General features: G+C 70.6%; 21 protein-coding genes. 6 read left to right on the top strand and 15 right to left on the bottom strand.

Annotation, left to right across the window (positions count from 1 at the left end):
- Positions 1–119: 119 nt before the first annotated feature.
- From ACFYXB_RS01615 to tsaB, 4 genes are read right to left on the bottom strand one after another with little or no spacing between them, the layout of a single operon-like run.
- Positions 120–377 (bottom strand): hypothetical protein, encoded by a 258-nt coding sequence (locus ACFYXB_RS01615; RefSeq protein WP_389576708.1) that lies wholly within the window; start codon positions 375–377, stop codon positions 120–122.
- Positions 374–1,471: a tRNA (adenosine(37)-N6)-threonylcarbamoyltransferase complex transferase subunit TsaD gene (gene tsaD / locus ACFYXB_RS01610; RefSeq protein WP_389576706.1), complete on the bottom strand. Its 1,098-nt coding sequence runs from the start codon at positions 1,469–1,471 to the stop codon at positions 374–376. The genes ACFYXB_RS01615 and tsaD overlap by 4 nt, the downstream gene beginning before the upstream one ends.
- Positions 1,464–1,979: a ribosomal protein S18-alanine N-acetyltransferase gene (gene rimI, locus ACFYXB_RS01605; protein WP_389576704.1), complete on the bottom strand. Its 516-nt coding sequence runs from the start codon at positions 1,977–1,979 to the stop codon at positions 1,464–1,466. Before rimI ends, tsaD begins: the two co-directional genes overlap by 8 nt.
- Positions 1,976–2,632 (bottom strand): tRNA (adenosine(37)-N6)-threonylcarbamoyltransferase complex dimerization subunit type 1 TsaB, encoded by a 657-nt coding sequence (gene tsaB, locus ACFYXB_RS01600; RefSeq protein ID WP_351354241.1) that lies wholly within the window; start codon positions 2,630–2,632, stop codon positions 1,976–1,978. Before tsaB ends, rimI begins: the two co-directional genes overlap by 4 nt.
- Before the next feature lie 143 nt (positions 2,633–2,775).
- Between tsaB and ACFYXB_RS01595 the strand changes: the two genes are divergently transcribed.
- Positions 2,776–3,339 (top strand): hypothetical protein, encoded by a 564-nt coding sequence (locus tag ACFYXB_RS01595; protein ID WP_389576702.1) that lies wholly within the window; start codon positions 2,776–2,778, stop codon positions 3,337–3,339.
- Positions 3,340–3,354: 15 nt separating this feature from the next.
- Here the strand turns inward: ACFYXB_RS01595 and ACFYXB_RS01590 are convergent, their stop codons facing one another.
- The 7 genes from ACFYXB_RS01590 to ACFYXB_RS01560 all read right to left on the bottom strand — a co-directional run bounded on the left by ACFYXB_RS01590 (position 3,355) and on the right by ACFYXB_RS01560 (position 9,073).
- Positions 3,355–3,534 carry a hypothetical protein gene (locus ACFYXB_RS01590; RefSeq protein WP_351354235.1) on the bottom strand — a complete coding sequence of 60 codons (180 nt, stop codon included), beginning with the start codon at positions 3,532–3,534 and terminating at the stop codon, positions 3,355–3,357.
- Positions 3,535–3,685: 151 nt separating this feature from the next.
- Complete coding sequence (gene tsaE / locus ACFYXB_RS01585; RefSeq protein WP_389576700.1) at positions 3,686–4,231, bottom strand: tRNA (adenosine(37)-N6)-threonylcarbamoyltransferase complex ATPase subunit type 1 TsaE; 546 nt, start codon at positions 4,229–4,231, stop codon at positions 3,686–3,688.
- Positions 4,197–5,447: an alpha/beta fold hydrolase gene (locus ACFYXB_RS01580; protein WP_389576698.1), complete on the bottom strand. Its 1,251-nt coding sequence runs from the start codon at positions 5,445–5,447 to the stop codon at positions 4,197–4,199. The genes tsaE and ACFYXB_RS01580 overlap by 35 nt, the downstream gene beginning before the upstream one ends.
- 167 nt (positions 5,448–5,614) lie before the next feature.
- Complete coding sequence (gene alr / locus ACFYXB_RS01575; protein ID WP_389576697.1) at positions 5,615–6,784, bottom strand: alanine racemase; 1,170 nt, start codon at positions 6,782–6,784, stop codon at positions 5,615–5,617.
- 32 nt (positions 6,785–6,816) lie between these two features.
- The gene (locus ACFYXB_RS01570) at positions 6,817–8,262 is read right to left on the bottom strand and encodes an NAD(P)H-hydrate dehydratase (RefSeq protein WP_389576695.1); all 1,446 of its coding nucleotides are present in this window, start codon (positions 8,260–8,262) and stop codon (positions 6,817–6,819) included.
- Between the two features lie 15 nt (positions 8,263–8,277).
- The gene (locus ACFYXB_RS01565; RefSeq protein WP_351354220.1) at positions 8,278–8,649 is read right to left on the bottom strand and encodes a holo-ACP synthase; all 372 of its coding nucleotides are present in this window, start codon (positions 8,647–8,649) and stop codon (positions 8,278–8,280) included.
- Positions 8,650–8,659: 10 nt separating this feature from the next.
- A complete protein-coding gene (locus ACFYXB_RS01560) occupies positions 8,660–9,073 on the bottom strand; it encodes an ATP-binding protein (RefSeq protein WP_389576693.1) in 414 nt (137 codons plus the stop codon).
- A gap of 133 nt (positions 9,074–9,206) precedes the next feature.
- Between ACFYXB_RS01560 and ACFYXB_RS01555 the strand changes: the two genes are divergently transcribed.
- Genes ACFYXB_RS01555 through ACFYXB_RS01545 form a run of 3 tightly spaced genes read left to right on the top strand, consistent with a single transcriptional unit; the run spans position 9,207 to position 10,461 of the window.
- Entirely contained in the window at positions 9,207–10,052 is an 846-nt protein-coding gene (locus ACFYXB_RS01555; RefSeq protein WP_389576691.1) for a helix-turn-helix transcriptional regulator, read from the top strand.
- An 8-nt stretch (positions 10,053–10,060) separates the two neighbouring features.
- Positions 10,061–10,243, top strand: a complete 183-nt coding sequence (locus ACFYXB_RS01550; RefSeq protein ID WP_389576689.1) for a DUF397 domain-containing protein — start codon at positions 10,061–10,063, stop codon at positions 10,241–10,243.
- Positions 10,240–10,461 carry a DUF397 domain-containing protein gene (locus tag ACFYXB_RS01545; RefSeq protein WP_389576688.1) on the top strand — a complete coding sequence of 74 codons (222 nt, stop codon included), beginning with the start codon at positions 10,240–10,242 and terminating at the stop codon, positions 10,459–10,461. The genes ACFYXB_RS01550 and ACFYXB_RS01545 overlap by 4 nt, the downstream gene beginning before the upstream one ends.
- On the opposite strand, the gene glmS is transcribed toward ACFYXB_RS01545, so the two are convergent.
- Entirely contained in the window at positions 10,422–12,269 is a 1,848-nt protein-coding gene (gene glmS, locus ACFYXB_RS01540; protein WP_389576686.1) for a glutamine--fructose-6-phosphate transaminase (isomerizing), read from the bottom strand. The genes ACFYXB_RS01545 and glmS overlap by 40 nt on opposite strands.
- Positions 12,270–12,480: 211 nt before the next feature.
- On the opposite strand from glmS, the gene coaA reads away from it, so the two are divergent.
- Positions 12,481–13,449: a type I pantothenate kinase gene (gene coaA, locus ACFYXB_RS01535; protein ID WP_389576684.1), complete on the top strand. Its 969-nt coding sequence runs from the start codon at positions 12,481–12,483 to the stop codon at positions 13,447–13,449.
- A 56-nt stretch (positions 13,450–13,505) separates the two neighbouring features.
- Here coaA and glmM read toward each other — a convergent pair whose 3' ends face one another.
- The 3 genes from glmM to rplM form a co-directional block, all read right to left on the bottom strand.
- Positions 13,506–14,864: a phosphoglucosamine mutase gene (gene glmM / locus ACFYXB_RS01530; RefSeq protein WP_389576682.1), complete on the bottom strand. Its 1,359-nt coding sequence runs from the start codon at positions 14,862–14,864 to the stop codon at positions 13,506–13,508.
- A gap of 182 nt (positions 14,865–15,046) precedes the next feature.
- Positions 15,047–15,568 carry a 30S ribosomal protein S9 gene (gene rpsI / locus ACFYXB_RS01525; protein WP_351354196.1) on the bottom strand — a complete coding sequence of 174 codons (522 nt, stop codon included), beginning with the start codon at positions 15,566–15,568 and terminating at the stop codon, positions 15,047–15,049.
- Between the two features lie 42 nt (positions 15,569–15,610).
- Positions 15,611–16,054, bottom strand: coding sequence for a 50S ribosomal protein L13 (gene rplM, locus ACFYXB_RS01520; protein ID WP_351354194.1), 444 nt, complete (start codon positions 16,052–16,054; stop codon positions 15,611–15,613).
- 353 nt (positions 16,055–16,407) lie between these two features.
- Between rplM and ACFYXB_RS01515 the strand changes: the two genes are divergently transcribed.
- Positions 16,408–17,289, top strand: a complete 882-nt coding sequence (locus tag ACFYXB_RS01515; protein ID WP_388504180.1) for a hypothetical protein — start codon at positions 16,408–16,410, stop codon at positions 17,287–17,289.
- Positions 17,290–17,298: the final 9 nt, after the last annotated feature.

The raw sequence follows: 17,298 nt of genomic DNA, 5'->3' as shown, positions 1-17,298 counted from the left end.
GGGACGACACTGGACTGGCTCAGCGAGGCCGCGCTCGGCGCCATCCGGGAACGCCGACACGGCCGCCGGCTGTGGCGAGGCCACCAGCCGGACGCCCCGTACCGCCTGTCGTACTCAGCTCATCCAAGCCCAACCGACTCGAACCGCCACCGGTGAACCGCGCGGGTCACCAAATCCCCGGGCGGCTCCGGTAGTTCGGAAAGTTGCGTGTCGTACGGCGCGTCCCACCACGTGATGACCAGCACCCGATCCTGCGGGGCTCGGAAGGTTTCGCGGCGCAGCGGCTGCTCGGGGAGCCGTTGCTCACGTGCCCACACGAGCAGCTCCTCGCCCCTGCCCTCGGCCGCACGCGCCTCCCACATCAGCGCCACCGTCACGAGTACAGGTTCTCCTTGCCGACCTCGTGCACGTGGTCGTGGGTGTGGGACTCGCCCGGCACATGCGATTCCGTCACCGGGAGCGAGGAGTCCGCCGAGAGGTCCCAGTCGGAGGCGGCTCGGCCGCGGGTCACCATCTCCGCGCCCAGGGCCGCAACCATCGCCCCGTTGTCCGTGCACAGCTTGGGGCGTGGTACGCGTAGTCGGATGCCCGCCGCCTCGCAGCGCTCCTGGGCCAGGGACCGGAGCCGGGAGTTGGCCGCCACACCGCCGCCGATCATCAGGTGGTCGACGCCCTCGTCCTTGCAGGCCCGTACCGCCTTACGGGTCAGCACGTCCACCACGGCCTCCTGGAAGGACGCCGCCACGTCACGCACCGGCACCTCCTCGCCCGCCGCCCGCTTCGCCTCGATCCAGCGGGCCACAGCCGTCTTCAGACCGGAGAAGGAGAAGTCGTACGCCGGATCCCGCGGCCCCGTCAGACCGCGCGGGAAGGAGATCGCCGCCGGGTCGCCCTCGCGGGCGTAGCGGTCGATGACCGGTCCGCCGGGGAAGCCGAGGTTCAGCACGCGGGCGATCTTGTCGAAGGCCTCGCCCGCCGCGTCGTCGATCGTCGCGCCCAGGGGCCGTACGTCCGACGTGATGTCCGTGGACATCAGCAGCGAGGAGTGGCCGCCGCTCACCAGCAGGGCCATCGTGGGTTCCGGCAGCGCCCCGTGCTCCAGCTGGTCCACGCAGATGTGCGAGGCCAGGTGGTTCACGCCGTACAGGGGCTTGCCCAGCGCGTAGGCGTACGCCTTCGCCGCCGAGACGCCGACCAGCAGCGCGCCCGCGAGGCCGGGGCCCGCCGTGACCGCGATGCCGTCCAGGTCCCGCGCGCTCACGCCCGCTTCCTTCAGTGCGCGGTCGATGGTCGGGACCATCGCCTCCAGATGCGCCCGGGACGCCACCTCCGGCACGACCCCGCCGAAGCGGGCGTGCTCGTCAACGCTGGACGCGACGGCGTCCGCCAGCAGGGTGGTGCCCCGGACGACGCCGACGCCGGTCTCGTCGCAGGAGGTCTCGATCCCCAGGACCAGGGGTTCGTCAGCCATTGATCTCGGTTCCTTGTACGCCGTTCACGGAGGTTGCCGGGTCGGTCAGCCGCATCACCAGGGCATCCACGTTCCCCGGCTGGTAGTAGCCGCGTCTGAAGCCGATGGCTTCGAAGCCGAAGCGCTCGTACAGCTTCTGCGCGCGGACGTTGTCCACCCTGCACTCGAGCATCACCTCGGTGCACTCGAAGTCGGTCGCGGCCCGCAGCAGTTCGGTCAGCAGCAGCCCGCCGAGACCGGTGCTCCAGTGCGCGCGGGCCACAGCGATCGTCTGGATGTCGCCGAGCTCGCCCTGCGCGGCCAGGCCGCCGTAGCCGACAAGCCGGTCGCCGGCCAGCGCCACGACGTAGCGCCGGGTCGCCTCGGAGCCGCGGGCATGGGCCAGCTCGGACCAGAACATGCCCCGCGACCAGGCGTCCTCGGGGAAGAGGTCCTTCTCGAGCTCGAGGACCGCGTCGATGTCCCACCAGCGCATCTCGCGCAGCACGGGCTTCACGGGTTCGGTCACTTCGGGGTGACCACCTTGTAGTTCTTGGGCACCTGCGCGTCGGGCCTGCGCAGATACATCGGCCGGGGTGCCGGCAGCTCCTCGCCCGCGGCCAGCTTCTCGGCGGCCAGGGAGGCGAGGGCGGCGGCGGACACGTGCTCGGGCTCGTGGGCGCTGGGGAAGGTGTCCGGGTAGAGCAGCGCGCCCGCACCGACGGCGGGCAGCCCGGCCACCTTGTCGGCGATGTCGGCGGGCCGGTCCACGGCCGGATCGGTCACCCGTGTGCGTGAATCGGCGTACGTCGCCCAGTAGACCTCCTTGCGACGGGCGTCGGTCGCCACGACGAAGGGGCCCTTCTCGATGTCGGCCGCGTACGCGAGGCCGTCCAGCGTGCACAGGCCGTACACGGGGACGCCGAGCGCGAGGCCGAAGGTGTCGGCGGTCATCAGACCGACGCGCAACCCGGTGTAGGGGCCGGGCCCGATGCCGACGACGATCCCGGTGACGGCGTCGAGTTTCAGCCCTGTCTCGGCCAGCACTCGGTCGACGGCGGGCAGCAGCAGCTCACCGTGCCGACGCGCGTCGACCTGGCTGGACGAGGCGATGACGGCCGTACCGTCGTGCAGCGCGACGGTGACGGCGGGGGTGGCGGTATCCAGAGCGAGCAAGAGCACGCGAACAGCCTACGGCTCTCGCGCCCGGAGCACGGTCGCCCGGAACGGACAGTCACCGACTGCTACGGTCTGTACGAAGTACGACATTTCGCTCGGCGTATTCGACACAGCCGACATTTCACCGAACGCAGAGGTGGGCGCACGTGGCAGGCACCAGCGCGGGAATCGTGGCCGGGCTCGCCGCGGCGGCCATCGGGGCGGTCGGCATCCTCGCCTACCAGGCCTCGGCGAACGTCCCGCCCGCCCTCAACGGCAAGTCCCGCTCCGGCACCGCGCCCGCCGCCGCCCCCGCCAAGGCGCCCCGCGACCGGCAACGCCCCACCGCCCTGCCCCCGGGCTCCGGCACGGGCGAACGGGTCGTGTACTCGGTGGACGACGACCGGGTCTGGCTGGTCGGCGGGAACAACAAGGTCGGGCGCACGTTCAAGGTGGCCCCGGGCAACGTCGACCCGCCGCCGGGCTCGTACTTCGTGACGTCCCGCTCGAGCGCGGTCACCGGCACGGACGGCCTCCCCGTCGAGCACGTCGTCCGCTTCACCAGTGTGGACGACGTGGTCGTCGGCTTCAGCGCCCTCCGCGAGGACAAGGGCTCGGAACCGGCCCTCGGCCTGGCAGTGAAGTCGGGCGCCATCCGCGAGTCGCGCGCGGACGGGGACGCGATGTGGGAGTTCGCGACGATCGGGGTGCGGATCGTGGTGATCCGCTGACGCGCGGGGCCGCGCCTACGCGGCCTGCGGGTGCTCGTGCTCCCGTCCCGCAGAGGGTTGCGGCGCCATCGGGTCGGGGTCCCGCGGGGGCCTGGAGATCGCGTCCGCGGCCGCGCAGGAGGCCAGCAGGTCGCGCATGGAGACTCCGGCGGCCGGGTACGGCCGCGGCTGCGCCGGGGGCTGAGAAGCGGGCATGGACGCCTCCTGACGAGCGGGGGCGGGCATAGTTAGGCAGACCTAACTACGAACTGGATTCCATGTGACCACGCTTGCCACGTCCGGCGCAATATCTTGCCGACGGCATGTCGGAATCTTGTCGCTCAGGCCGATCGCACAACCCGCTCGCTCAGGCTGACAGCACCCCGAGGTCCACGTCCGCCCACCGCTCCCCCAGTCCGGTGAACGTCACATGTCGCACCTCGTCGGTGCCCGGGGGTTCGGGGGTCGCCCCCCGGGATGTCGCAGTGCCGACGGTGCGGTGGATCACGACCTGCAACCGGTCCTCGGTCAGCTCCTCGACCTTGCCCTCGCCCCACTCCACGACGATCACCGAGTCGGGAAGCGAGACGTCCAGGTCGAGGTCCTCCATCTCGTCGAGGCCGCCGCCCAGCCGGTACGCGTCCACGTGGACCAGCGGCGGACCGTCACCCAGCGACGGGTGCACCCGGGCGATCACGAAGGTCGGCGAGGTCACCGCCCCGCGCACCCCGAGCCCCTCACCGAGCCCGCGCGTCAGCGTCGTCTTGCCCGCGCCCAGCTCCCCGCTGAGCATCACCAGATCGCCCGCGCGCAGCAGCTTGGCGAGCTTGCGGCCCAACTCCCGCATCTGCTCGGGGGAGTTGACGATCAACTGGGTCTCAACCGGGTCGTGCGGCGCTGCTGGTGCTTCCATAACCACTCACGGTAGCGCCTGCCGGGACGGCACCCGCGCGCGTGAGCAGGTCGGCGAGCCGGTCGGTGACCACCTCCGGATGCTCCAGCATGACCAGGTGCCCGGCGTCCGGCACGAGCACCAGCTCGGCGTCGGGCAGCAGGTCGGCGATGGCCTCGCTGTGCTCGCTGGGCGTGACGAGATCCTGGACCCCGGCCAGCACCAGGACCGGCATGTCCTCGAAGAAAGTGAGGGCCTCGGTCTTGTCGTGGTCGGTGAACGCCGGATAGAACTCGGCGACCACGTCGATGGGCGTGGACTCGATCATCCGCTCGGCGAACCGCTCCACCGCCGGGTCGACGTCCCGGGACGCGAACGAGTACCGCTTGATGATCCCGGCGAACAGCTCCGCCGTCGCCCGCCGCCCCTTCTCCACCAGGGCCGCCTGTTGCCCCAGCGCCTTCAGCACCCCGGGCAGCACCCGGCGCACCGCGTTGACCCCGGCGAGCGGCAGCCCGAAGTTGACCTCGCCGAGCCGCCCGGACGACGTACCGACGAAGGCGGTGGCCACGACCCGGTCGCGGATCAGCTCGGGGTAATGGGCGGCCAGCGCCATCATCGTCATACCGCCCATCGAGTGACCGACCAGGACGATCGGCCCCTCCGGCACGGCGGCGTCGAGGACGGCCTTCAGGTCCCGGCCGAGCTGGTCGATGGTGAGCGGCACGTCGTCCTGGAGCTGGGCCACGCCCCGCCCGGACCGCCCGTGGCTGCGCTGGTCCCAGTACACCGTCCGTACGACACCGCGCAGCGCCGCGCGCTGGAAGTGCCAGGAGTCCTGGTTGAGGCAGTAGCCGTGGCTGAAGACCACGGTGACCGGGGCGGGCGCCTTGCGGCCGAAGAGCCGGCGCCTGCGGGGGGCCGGGCCGCCCTCGGGCTCGACGTCGTCGACCTCGTAGTACAGCTCGGTGCCGTCGTCGGCCTCGGCCTTGCCCGGGGTGCCGCGCAACGTGCCGTAGGGACCCGTCGAGTCCAGCGCCAGCCGGGCCTTCCTGCGTATGTCGCGGCCGACCGTCATCCGCTCTATGGCGACGCCGGCGGCCGCGCCCGCGGCGAGCACGCCTATGGCGGCACCGGCGATACCGGTCGCCCGGCGCCAGCTCCCGGCCGCCCCCGCTGCGGAGGCCACGGCCGCCGCGGCGACGTTCGTGACGGCCTCCGCACTGCTCTCGCTCACGTACCGCTCCTCTTCACCGTGTTGGCCGTGTGTGCCCTGTTCGCCGTACTGCAGTTCGTCGGACGGGTGATGCGGGTCCCCTCGCTCCTGTCGCCGACGTCACGAGTTGTTGGTGGTGGTGCCGGGGTTCGATCGGCGCCCAGCGCGCGTGTCGCCCCCCGTACGGCTTACCCGTCTTGTTCCTCGTTCACATAGACGCGGGGAACACGCGATCCGATCCGGGTGACAATTTCGTACCCGATCGTGCCCGCGGCCTGCGCCCAGTCCTCGGCGGTGGGCTCACCGCGGTCGCCGGGCCCGAACAGGACGGCCTCGGAGCCGATTTCGGGCTCGTCGCCGCCGAGGTCGACCACGAACTGGTCCATCGCGACCCGCCCCGCGACGGTCCGCCATTTGCCGCCGACCAGCACCGGGCCGGTCCCGGAGGCGTGCCGCGGGATGCCGTCCGCGTAGCCGACGGGCACCAGGCCGAGGGTGGTCTCGCCCGGAGTGACGTAGTGGTGCCCGTAGCTGACGCCGTGTCCGCCCGGTACGTGCTTCACCAGGGCCAGCGACGCGGACAGCGTCATCACCGGGCGCAGTCCGAAGTCGGCCGGGATGCCGATCTCGGGGCTCGGCGAGATGCCGTACACGGCACAGCCCGTCCGTACGAGGTCGAAGTGGCTGTCGGGCAGCGTGAGCGTGGCGGGCGAGTTGGCGATGTGCCGTACCTCGGGCCGCACACCCCGCCGCTCGGCCTCGGCCACCATCTCCCGGTAGCGGGTGAGCTGGGCGGCGATGGACGGATGCCCGGGTTCGTCGGCGCAGGCGAAGTGCGACCACAACCCGGTGACACGGAGCAGCCCCTCGGCCTCGGCGCGTACGGCCGCGTCGACCAGCTCGGCCCAGTCACCGCCCGGCTGGCAGCCGCTGCGCCCGAGCCCGGTGTCGGCCTTGAGCTGCACGCGCGCGGGCGCGCCCGCCTGCCGGGCGGCCTCCGTCACCTCGCGCAGCGCCCACATCCCGCTCACCGAGACGTCGAGGTCGGCCTCGACGGCCTCCCGCCACGGCCCACCTGGCGTCCACAGCCAGCACATGATGCGCCCCGGCAACCCGGCCGCGCGCAGCTCGAGGGCCTCCTCCGGGGTGGCCGTGCCGAGCCAGGTCGCCCCGGCCTGCACGGCCGCTCGGGCACACGGAACGGCCCCGTGGCCGTACGCGTCGGACTTCACCACGGCCATCAGGGCCGCGCCCGGCGCGAGGGCACGCAGGGCACGGACGTTGGCCCGCAGAGCGGCCAGATCGATCTCGGCGCGGGCACGCAGAGGCGTGCTCGCGGCATGTGCTGTCGTACTCATCGCGCCCCCAGTGTCTCAGAGGCCCCTCCGGGCTAGACCTCTGCGTCGCGAACGTCACGCCAGGCGGCCGGGATCGCGGCGGCGATGTCGTGTGCCCCGGCGGGCGCGCCGTCCGCCGCGTAGCGCCCGGCGAGGCCGTGCAGATAGGCGGCGACACTGCCCGCGTCCTTGGCCGAGAGCCCTGCCGCCAGCAACGACCCGGCCAGCCCCGACAGCACGTCCCCGCTGCCGGCGGTGGCGAGCCACGCGGTCCCGGTCGCGTTGACACGCACGGCACCGCCGCCCGGGTCGGCGACCAGCGTGGTCGAGCCCTTGAGGAGAACGGTCGCGTCATAGCGGGCAGCCAGCTCGCGTACGGCGGTGAGCCGCGCCCCCTCGACCTCCCCGCGCTGCACACCGAGCAGCGCGGCGGCCTCTCCGGCGTGCGGGGTCATCAGGGTCGGGGCGGTACGGGCCCTTACGGCGTCCCGGTCGGCCAGCCGCAGCCCGTCGGCGTCGAGCAGCACGGGCACGTCCTCAGCGAGCACCTCGGCGACGGTGGCCGCGTCGTCCCCGGCACCGGGTCCGGTGACCCAGGCCTGCACGCGGCCCGCCTTGTGGGGCCCCCGATCGGAGACGAGGGTCTCGGGGAAGCGGGCGATCACGGCGGCGCTGGCAGGCCCGACGTACCGCACGGCCCCCGCCCCACCGCGCAACGCGCCGGACACGGCGAGCACGGCGGCGCCGGGATACCGGGCCGACCCGGCGGCGATCCCGACAACCCCCCGCCGGTACTTGTCGCTCGCGGCACCGGGCGCGGGCAGCAGGCCGGCCACGTCGACGTGTTGGAGGGCTTCGAGTTCGGGTACGGCGGGCAGGTCGAGCCCGATCCGGACGAGCCGCACGGAACCGGCGTACTCACGGGCCGGGTCGACGAGCAGCCCGGGTTTGTGGGTCCCGAAGGTGACGGTGAGATCGGCACGGACGGCGTCCCCGAGCACCTCGCCGCTGTCGGCCTCGACGCCGCTGGGCAGATCCACGGCGACGACGGCGGCGCGGGAGCGGGAGGCGGCGGCATCAGCAAGTCGGGCCGCCTCGGGCCGAAGCCCCCCCTTCCCCCCGATCCCGACGATGCCGTCGACGACGAGATCGGCACGCTCGATGACGTCTTCGCCCTCTTCGGCCTCGACGGCGATTCCACCCGCCCGGCGGAGCGCGGCGAGTCCACCGGAGTGGGTGCGCTCGGGGGAGGCGAGCAGTACGGCGGTCACCCCGGCCCCGCGCCGAGCGAGCCGGGCCCCGGCGTAGAGGGCGTCCCCGCCGTTGTCCCCACTCCCGACGAGCAGCACGACCCGGCTGCCGTAGACCCGCCCGAGCAGGTCGGCACAGGCGGCGGCGAGCCCGGCGGCGGCACGTTGCATGAGGGCACCGTCGGGGAGGGTCGCCATCAACTCCCGCTCGGCCGTCCTGACTGTCTCAACGCTGTACGCGGTACGCATGCCCCGAGTCTGCCGTCACCCCTCGGCGACGACCACCGCCGACGCGACGCCGGCGTCGTGGCTGAGCGACACGTGCCAGGACCGCACGCCGAGCTGCGCCGCACAGGCCGCCACGGTTCCGGTGACCCTGAGTCTGGGCTGCCCGGAATCCTCGACGTACACCTCGGCATCCGTCCAGTGCAGCCCGGAAGGCGCACCGAGCGCCTTGGCGAGGGCCTCCTTGGCGGCGAACCGAGCGGCGAGCGAGGCGATACCGCGCCGCTCCCCACTGGGCAACAACAACTCCCGCTTCAGAAACAGCCGATCGGCCAGCCCGGGAGTACGGTCCAGGGACGCCCGGAACCGATCGATCTCAGCAACGTCGATGCCTACGCCGATGATGCTCATGGGGGGCACCTTAGGCGACCGCCAGCTCGCACCACACCACCTTCCCCCGGTTCCCGTTCCTGGTCAGCGGCTGCCAACCCCAGACGTCGGAACAGGCCCGGACCAGCGCGAGACCCCGGCCCTCCTCCAACTCCTCCACCTCCCCCCAGGCCCGCGGTGGCTCCGGCGGTTCCGGGTCCGCGTCCCACGCCCCGATCCGCAACACCCCCTCCCGCCACCGCAACCTCAACGCAGCAGGCCCCTTGGTGTGCCGTACGGCATTCGACACCAGCTCCGTTGCGAGCAACTCCGCGACGTCCACCAAGCCGATCAGACCGTGCAGGGTGAGGATCAGGCGGAGGGTGCGGCGGCTCACGGTCACGGCACGGACGTCGTTCGGGATGTACAGGCAGTACTCCCAGGGTTCGTTTTCGGTTTCGGGCATACGCCAACTCCGTTCCGCAGTGTGTGCGTTGCGTCACTGACGGTAGACCTGAAAGTTTCGGTTTCGCAAGCCAGTCGCGTAGGGTGACCCCCGAACGGGTCGCGTGTAGAGGCGCGTTGGAGCAAGGAGCACCATGTCGACGAGGCGCGAACCAACGGCACGTCAGTTGCGGCTGGCGGTCGAACTGCGCAGAATCCGGGATGCCGCAGGCCTGAGCGCTCGCGAGTCGGCTGCACTGCTCGGTGTGAGTAACGTTCAGATCAGCCAGATCGAGGCTGGCCTGACGGGCGTGAGCGAGAAGCGCCTGCGCCGCATCGCCTCCAACTACGCCTGCACGGACGCCGAACTGATCGACGCCTTGGTGGCCATGGCAACCGATCGGACACGCGGTTGGTGGGAGGAATACCGAGGCCTGCTGCCCACGCCGTTCCTCGACCTTGCCGAACTGGAGCACCACGCCACCTCCCTTCGGGAGGTTCAGTTCCTGTTCATCCCGGGCCCGCTCCAGACGGAGGACTACGCACGCGCCGTCTTCGCCTACCGCGTCCCCGAACTTCCCAGCGAGGAACTGACGTTGCGCGTCCGGCACCGCATGCAACGCAAGGTAATCCTCAAAGCCCCCACCCCGTACGAGGCGGTCATCCACGAGGCGGCACTGCGCATCATGGTCGGCGACCGCACGGCCTCACGGGCCCAGCTCACCATGCTTCTCGAACTCTCCGACGCAGACCACATCACGGTGCGCGTCATCCCCTTCGCACTGGAGGGCTTCGCGGGCGCCGCGAGCGCAATGACGTACGCAGGAGGTCCCGTGCCCAAGCTGGACACCGTCGTACGCGATGCGCCCCATGGCGCGGCCTTCGTCGACTCCGAAGCCCAACTGAGCGCCTTTCGAACGCTCTTCCGTAAAGTGGAGGCTGAGTCACTCGACCCCGAACGGTCGCGTGACTTCATCAACCGGCTGGCGAAAGAGCTGTGAGGCACTCCATGGACAACTGGCGCAAGTCGTCCTACTCAGGCCCCGACGACGGCAACAACTGCGTAGAGATCGCCAACTCGCACACCCATGTCGCGATACGCGACACGAAAGCCCCTACCGAGCGCACCCTCACCTTCCCGGTCGAGGCCTTCGCCGGTTTCGTCAACGCTCTGAAGGCCGACTCGGCGTGACCACCCCCGACAACTGGCGGAAGTCGTCCTACTCGGGCCCCGGCGACGGCGACTCCTGCGTGGAAATAGCGACCCACTCCACCCACACAGCCCTCCGCGACTCGAAGGCCCCGGCCAGAGCAACCCTCACCTTCCCGACCGAAGCCTTCACCACCTTCGTAGACGCCCTAAAGGCCACTCACTCCACCGTCACCGACTTCGCCAGGTTCCGAGGCTGATCCACCTCGTTCCCCCGGGCGGTGGCCAACTCGCACGCGAACACCTGCAGCGGCACCGTCGCCACCAGCGGCTGCAGCAGCGTCGGTGTGGCCGGGATGCGGATCAGGTGGTCGGCGTACGGGACCACCGCCTCGTCACCCTCCTCCGCGATCACGATCGTCCGCGCACCCCTCGCCCGGATCTCCTGGATGTTGGAGACGATCTTGTCGTGGAGGATGGAGCGGCCCCGGGGTGACGGGGCGACCACGACGACCGGCAGGTCCTCCTCGATCAGCGCGATCGGCCCGTGCTTCAGCTCGCCCGCCGCGAAGCCCTCGGCGTGCATGTAGGCCAGTTCCTTCAGCTTGAGCGCGCCTTCCAGGGCGACCGGATATCCCACGTGCCGGCCCAGGAACAGCACCGTCCTCTTGTCGGCCAGGGAGCGTGCCAGCGCCCGTACCGGCTCCATGGTCTCCAGGACCCGCTCGACCTCGCCGGAGATGTGCGACAGATCGCGGATCACCGCGCCGATCTCGTCGCCCCACTTGGTCCCCCGCACCTGGCCCAAGTACAAAGCCACCAGGTAGCACGCCACGAGCTGTGTCAGGAACGCCTTCGTCGAGGCGACCGCGACCTCCGGGCCGGCGCGCGTGTACAGCACCGCGTCCGACTCGCGCGGGATCGTCGAACCGTTGGTGTTGCAGATCGCCAGCACCCTGGAGCCCTGCTCGCGGGCATGGCGGAGGGCCATGAGGGTGTCCATCGTCTCGCCCGACTGGGAAATGGCGATGACGAGGGACTGGGCGTCCAGGATCGGATCGCGGTAGCGGAACTCGCTCGCCAGTTCCACCTCGCAGGGGATCCGCGTCCAGTGCTCGATGGCGTACTTGGCGATCAACCCGGCGTGGAAGGCCGTACCGCACGCGACGATGACGACCTTGTCGACCTCGCGGAGTTCGGAGGCGGAGATCCGGACCTCGTCCAGCGTCAGCGAGCCGCCCGCGTCGATACGGCCCAGCAGGGTGTCGGCGACCGCTTTGGGCTGTTCGGCGATCTCCTTGAGCATGAAGTAGTCGTAGCCGCCCTTTTCGGCGGCGGACGCGTCCCAGTCGACGTGGTAGGAGCGGACCTCCGCGGGGCGGCCGTCGAAGCCCGTCACCGTCACCCCGTCGCGGCGCAACTCCACCACCTGGTCCTGGCCCAGCTCGATCGCCGAGCGTGTGTGGTCGATGAACGCGGCGACGTCCGAGGCGAGAAAGGCCTCGCCCTCGCCGACACCGACCACGAGCGGGGAGTTGCGCCGGGCGCCGACGACCACGTCCGGCTCGTCCGCGTGCACGGCGACCAGGGTGAACGCGCCGTCCAGGCGCCGGCACACCAGCCGCATCGACTCGGCGAGATCGCCGGTCCCGGAGAACTCTTCGGCCAGCAGGTGCGCGACCACCTCCGTGTCGGTCTCCGAGACCAACTCGTGGCCGCGCTCCTCCAACTCGGCCCGCAGCAGGGCGAAGTTCTCGATGATCCCGTTGTGGACGACGGCGACCCGGCCCGCGTTGTCCAGGTGCGGGTGCGCGTTCGCGTCCGTCGGCCCGCCGTGCGTGGCCCAGCGCGTGTGGCCGATGCCGGTGGTGCCCGTCGGTAGCGGCCGGTCGACGAGCTCCTTCTCCAGGTTGACCAGCTTCCCGGCCCGCTTCGCGGCGGCCAGCCCGCCGTCCGCCGGCACGGCGACGCCGGCCGAGTCGTAACCCCGGTACTCCAGCCGCTTCAGCCCGGCCATGACGACATCGAGTGCCGACTGCGGCCCCACGTATCCCACGATTCCGCACATGTGCCGCAGCCTACGTGCCGAGGGCATCACGAACCGGGCTTCGGCTGCCCGAAATCGGAAATTCCCACTGTCGTACGATCCCGATTGGACACCGCTACGGCTCCGTGCGGACCTCGAACGGCGCTACAGAGACGGCCGTACGTGACCGACCCCACCCTCCGTCCCGTTCAAACTCCGTTAACAATGGACTGTGATCTCTCCGGTCTCCTTGATGCCCCGGAGCGCCCACCGGCACAGGCCGGAGGCGACTCCCTACGTCGATCTCACCCGTGCCGAGTGGAGCGCGCTGCGTGACAAGACGCCGTTGCCGCTCAGTGCCGAGGAGGTCGAGAAGCTGCGCGGTCTGGGCGATGTCATCGACCTCGACGAGGTACGGGACATCTACCTCCCGCTGTCCCGGCTGCTCAATCTCTACGTCGGCGCCACCGACGGCCTCCGCACCGCGCTGAACACCTTCCTCGGCGAGAAGGGCTCCCAGTCGGGGACCCCGTTCGTCATAGGCGTCGCCGGGTCCGTCGCCGTCGGCAAGTCCACCGTCGCCCGACTCCTCCAGGCCCTGCTCTCGCGCTGGCCCGAGCATCCGCGCGTGGAGCTGGTGACGACGGACGGCTTCCTGCTGCCCACCAAGGAGTTGGAGGCCTGCGGCCTGATGTCGCGGAAGGGCTTCCCCGAGTCGTACGACCGCCGGGCGCTCACTCGTTTCGTCGCCGACATCAAGGCCGGCAAGGACGAGGTCACCGCGCCCGTCTACTCCCACCTGATCTACGACATCGTCGCCGACCAGCGGCTCACCGTCCGGCGGCCCGACATCCTGATCGTGGAGGGGCTGAACGTCCTCCAGCCCGCCCTGCCCGGCAAGGACGGCCGCACCCGCGTCGGGCTCGCCGACTACTTCGACTTCAGCGTGTACGTCGACGCGAGCGGCGAGGACATCGAGCGCTGGTACCTGAGCCGGTTCAAGAAGCTGCGCCAGACCGCCTTCCAGAACCCGTCCTCGTACTTCCGCAAGTACACCCAGGTGTCCGAGGAGGAGGCCCTGGACTACGCCCGTACGCTCTGGCGGACCATCAACAAGCCCAACCTGGTGGAGAACATCGCCCCCACCCGCGGCCGGGCCACGCTGATCCTCCGCAAGGGCCCGGACCACAAGGTGCAGCGGCTGAGGCTGCGCAAGCTCTGACTGCCAGGGGGCGCGGGGCAGCCCGCGCCCGGCAGTCCCCGGCACCCCGAACCCGGCTACCCCAGCGCCGACTTCACGGCGTCGGCAAGCCGTCCCGCCACCGACCGCGCCTGGTCGATGTCCTGCGCCTCGACCATCACCCGCACCAGCGGCTCAGTGCCGGAGGGACGGAGCAGCACCCGCCCGGTCGTGCCGAGCTCCCGCTCCGCCTCGGCGACCGCGGCGGCGAGGTCCGCAGAGGTCTTCACCCGGGCCTTGTCCACGTCCGGCACATTGATGAGGACCTGCGGCAGCCGCTCCATGACCGACGCGAGGTCGCGCAGCGTACGGCCGGTCTGGGCGACCCGGGCGGCCAGCAGCAGGCCGGTGAGCGTGCCGTCGCCCGTGGTGGCGTGGTCCAGGACGATCACGTGGCCTGACTGCTCGCCGCCGAGGGCGTAGCCGTGCTGCTTCATCTCCTCCAGCACGTAGCGGTCGCCGACGGCGGTCTGTACGAGGTGGATGCCCTCGCGTTCCATGGCCAGTTTGAAGCCCAGGTTGGACATCACGGTCGCGACGACGGTGTCGGAGCGCAGTGCGGAACGCTCCCGCATCGCCAGCGCGAGCACGGCCAGGATCTGGTCGCCGTCCACCTCGGCGCCGGTGTGGTCGACGGCGAGGCAGCGGTCGGCGTCGCCGTCGTGCGCGATGCCGAGGTCGGCGCCGTGTTCGATGACGGCGGCCGTGAGCTTGTCGAGGTGGGTGGAGCCGCAGCCGTCGTTGATGTTGAGGCCGTCGGGGTCGGCGCCGATGGTGACGATCTCGGCACCGGCGCGGGTGAACGCCTCAGGCGAGACCCCCGCGGCCGCGCCGTGCGCCTCGTCGAGGACGATCTTCAGCCCGTCGAGCCGGTTCGGGAGGACGCCGAGAAGGTGGCTGACGTACTGCTCGAAGCCCTCGTCGTACGACCGCACACGCCCGACGCCCGCGCCCGTGGGCCGCTCCCAGGGCTCACCGTGGCGGTGGGAGTCGTACACGGCCTCGATGCGGTCCTCGAGCTCGTCGGCGAGCTTGTGGCCGCCGCGGGCGAAGAACTTGATGCCGTTGTCGGGCATGGCGTTGTGGCTGGCGGAGAGCATCACGCCGAGGTCCGCGCCGAGCGCGGCCGTGAGGAACGCCACAGCGGGCGTCGGGAGCACGCCGACCCGCAGGACGTCGACACCGGCGCTGGCCAGGCCCGCGACCATGGCCGCCTCCAGGAACTCCCCGGACGCACGCGGGTCCCGTCCGACCACCGCCGTCGGCTTGTGGCCCTCGAAGGTGCCCGCCTCGGCCAGTACGTGGGCCGCCGCGACGGAGAGGCCGAGCGCCAACTCGGCCGTCAGGTCCGCGTTGGCGACACCGCGCACGCCGTCCGTGCCGAAGAGTCGTCCCACTTGTCCTCCTGAGGAAGCGTCAGTTGCGGCAGACGCCCCAACCTGCGGTCACACTAGCCTTCGAGCATCTTGTGTCGTTATACGCCTTCGGCCTGTGATAGACGAACGCCCCGGCGGCACTGTGGCGTGCCGCCGGGGCGTTCGGAGTACGTGCAGTACGTACGAGCAGAGGCAGCCTGCGATTAACGCTTGCTGTACTGCGGGGCCTTGCGGGCCTTCTTCAGACCGGCCTTCTTGCGCTCGACCGCACGGTCGTCGCGCTTGAGGAAGCCGGCCTTCTTCAGCGGGCCGCGGTTGTTGTCGACGTCCGCCTCGTTCAGCGCACGGGCGACACCGAGACGGAGCGCACCGGCCTGACCGGAGACGCCGCCACCCGCGATGCGGGCGATGACGTCGTAGCGGCCCTCGAGCTCGAGCACCTTGAAGGGCTCGTTGACTTCCTGCTGGTGCACCTTGTTCGGGAAGTAGTCCTCGAGGGTGCGACCGTTGATCTTCCACTTGCCGGTGCCCGGGACGATCCGGACGCGGGCGATGGCGTTCTTGCGGCGGCCCAGGCCGGCGGCCGGCTGGGGCTCGCCGAAGCGGGAGGCCATGGACTCCGAGGTGTACTCGCCCTCGACGGGGACCTCGGACTCGGTGGTGTAGCTGTCGATGTCGACAAGCTCGGTCTCTTCGAGCGGCTGCTCGGCAGTGGTCTCGGCCACGATGCTCCTCAGATTCTCTTCAGTCTTAGGGGGTGGCCGGACTTACTGCGCGACCTGGGTGATCTCGAACGGCACCGGCTGCTGGGCAGCGTGCGGGTGCTGGTCGCCCGAGTAGACCTTCAGCTTCGTGAGCATCTGACGGCCCAGGGTGTTCTTGGGGAGCATGCCCTTGACGGCCTTCTCGATGGCCTTCTCGGGGTTCTTCGCGAGCAGCTCGTCGTAGCGGACCGAGCGGAGGCCGCCCGGGTAGCCGGAGTGGCGGTACGCCATCTTCTGGGTCCGCTTGTTGCCGGAGAGGTGCACCTTGTCGGCGTTGATGATGATGACGAAGTCACCGGTGTCGACGTGGGGGGCGTAGATCGGCTTGTGCTTGCCCCTCAGGAGGGTCGCTGCGGTGGTGGCGAGACGGCCCAGGACGACGTCCTGAGCGTCAATGACGTGCCACTGGCGCGTCACATCGCCGGGCTTGGGGCTGTACGTACGCACGGTTCGTAGCCTTCGCTTCTTCAGTGAATGGTCCTGACAAGGTCACCGAAGACGATCACGACAGCCCTGACCGCACTGCGGTGACGCAAACCGCGTGCAGGTCGCTGGTCATCGGCCCGGTGGACCGGTGTAAGGGCCGGGTCCGTGAGAAGAGCCAAGCCAATACACAACGAAGAAGCAGAATACCCGCGGCGACACGGGCAGGTCAAAACGAGGTCCCGAGCACCAGGATCTGCCGATTCGTACCTCGAAGTGTACCGGCCGGGATTGCGGCGGGCTGCACCGATAAGGTCCCCTATCGCCCCTAGTAGGAGCGCACCGGCACCGCGCGGCGCCCGTCTAAGATGCGCCCCATGAGCTATGGGCAGGGGGGACCCCAGTCCCAGTGGGATCCCTGGAAACCGAACTCGCAGCAGCCCTGGAACGGCGGTGGCGGGGGCCAGACCCCGGACTGGGCCGCGCTGGCCGAGGCCTCGGAGACGCGGAACAGGCGGCGCAGGCTGCTGTTCATCGGCGGCGGGGCACTCGCCACGGTGGCGATAGGCGCTGCCGTCGCCGTGGCCGTGGTCTCGGCGAACGGCGACAACAACGCCTCGGGCGATCCGAGCAACCTGCCGGCGACCGCCTCCATCCCGAGCGACTCGTCCGACCCGGTGCCGTCCTTCGAGCCGACCAGCGCCCCGCCGCCGCTGGACCCGAAGGACTTCATATCCAGCGCGAAGAAGGACACGGCACCGCTCAGTGCCGAGACCCTCTTCCCGGGCACCCAGCTGACCATGGGCGAGACGGTCTACAAGAAGGGGCCGACGGCCGACACCAAGAAGTGCGCCTCGGCCGTGCAGGGCACCCTGCCCAAGGTCCTCACCTCGGGCGGCTGCACCCGGCTGCTGCGCGTCACCTACGTCAAGGACGGGGTCGCGGTGACCGTCGGCGTCGCCGTCTTCGACACCGAGGCCAAGGCGACCGCGGCCAAGCTCAAGGCCGACAAGAAGAGCATCGTGAAGGCGCTCGCGGGCAAGGGGATCAAGGCCTTCTGCGACTCCGCGATCTGCCGCTCGACGACCAACTCCTACGGCCGTTACGCCTACTTCACCATCGCCGGCTTCACCAACGGCAAGGACGTGACGACCAAGGACACGAAGGTCTTCTCGACCGGCGACGACCTGGCCGAGTTCACGTTCCGGCAGATCCGCCGCCGGGGCGAGGCCCAGGCGTCTGCCGCCGCGAACGGCTAGCCGAACCGG

The organism is Streptomyces sp. NPDC002619, from assembly GCF_042889305.1.
Lineage (GTDB): Bacteria > Actinomycetota > Actinomycetes > Streptomycetales > Streptomycetaceae > Streptomyces.
Note: the sequence above shows the minus strand (reverse complement) of the source record. Positions and strands in the feature narration are given on the sequence as shown.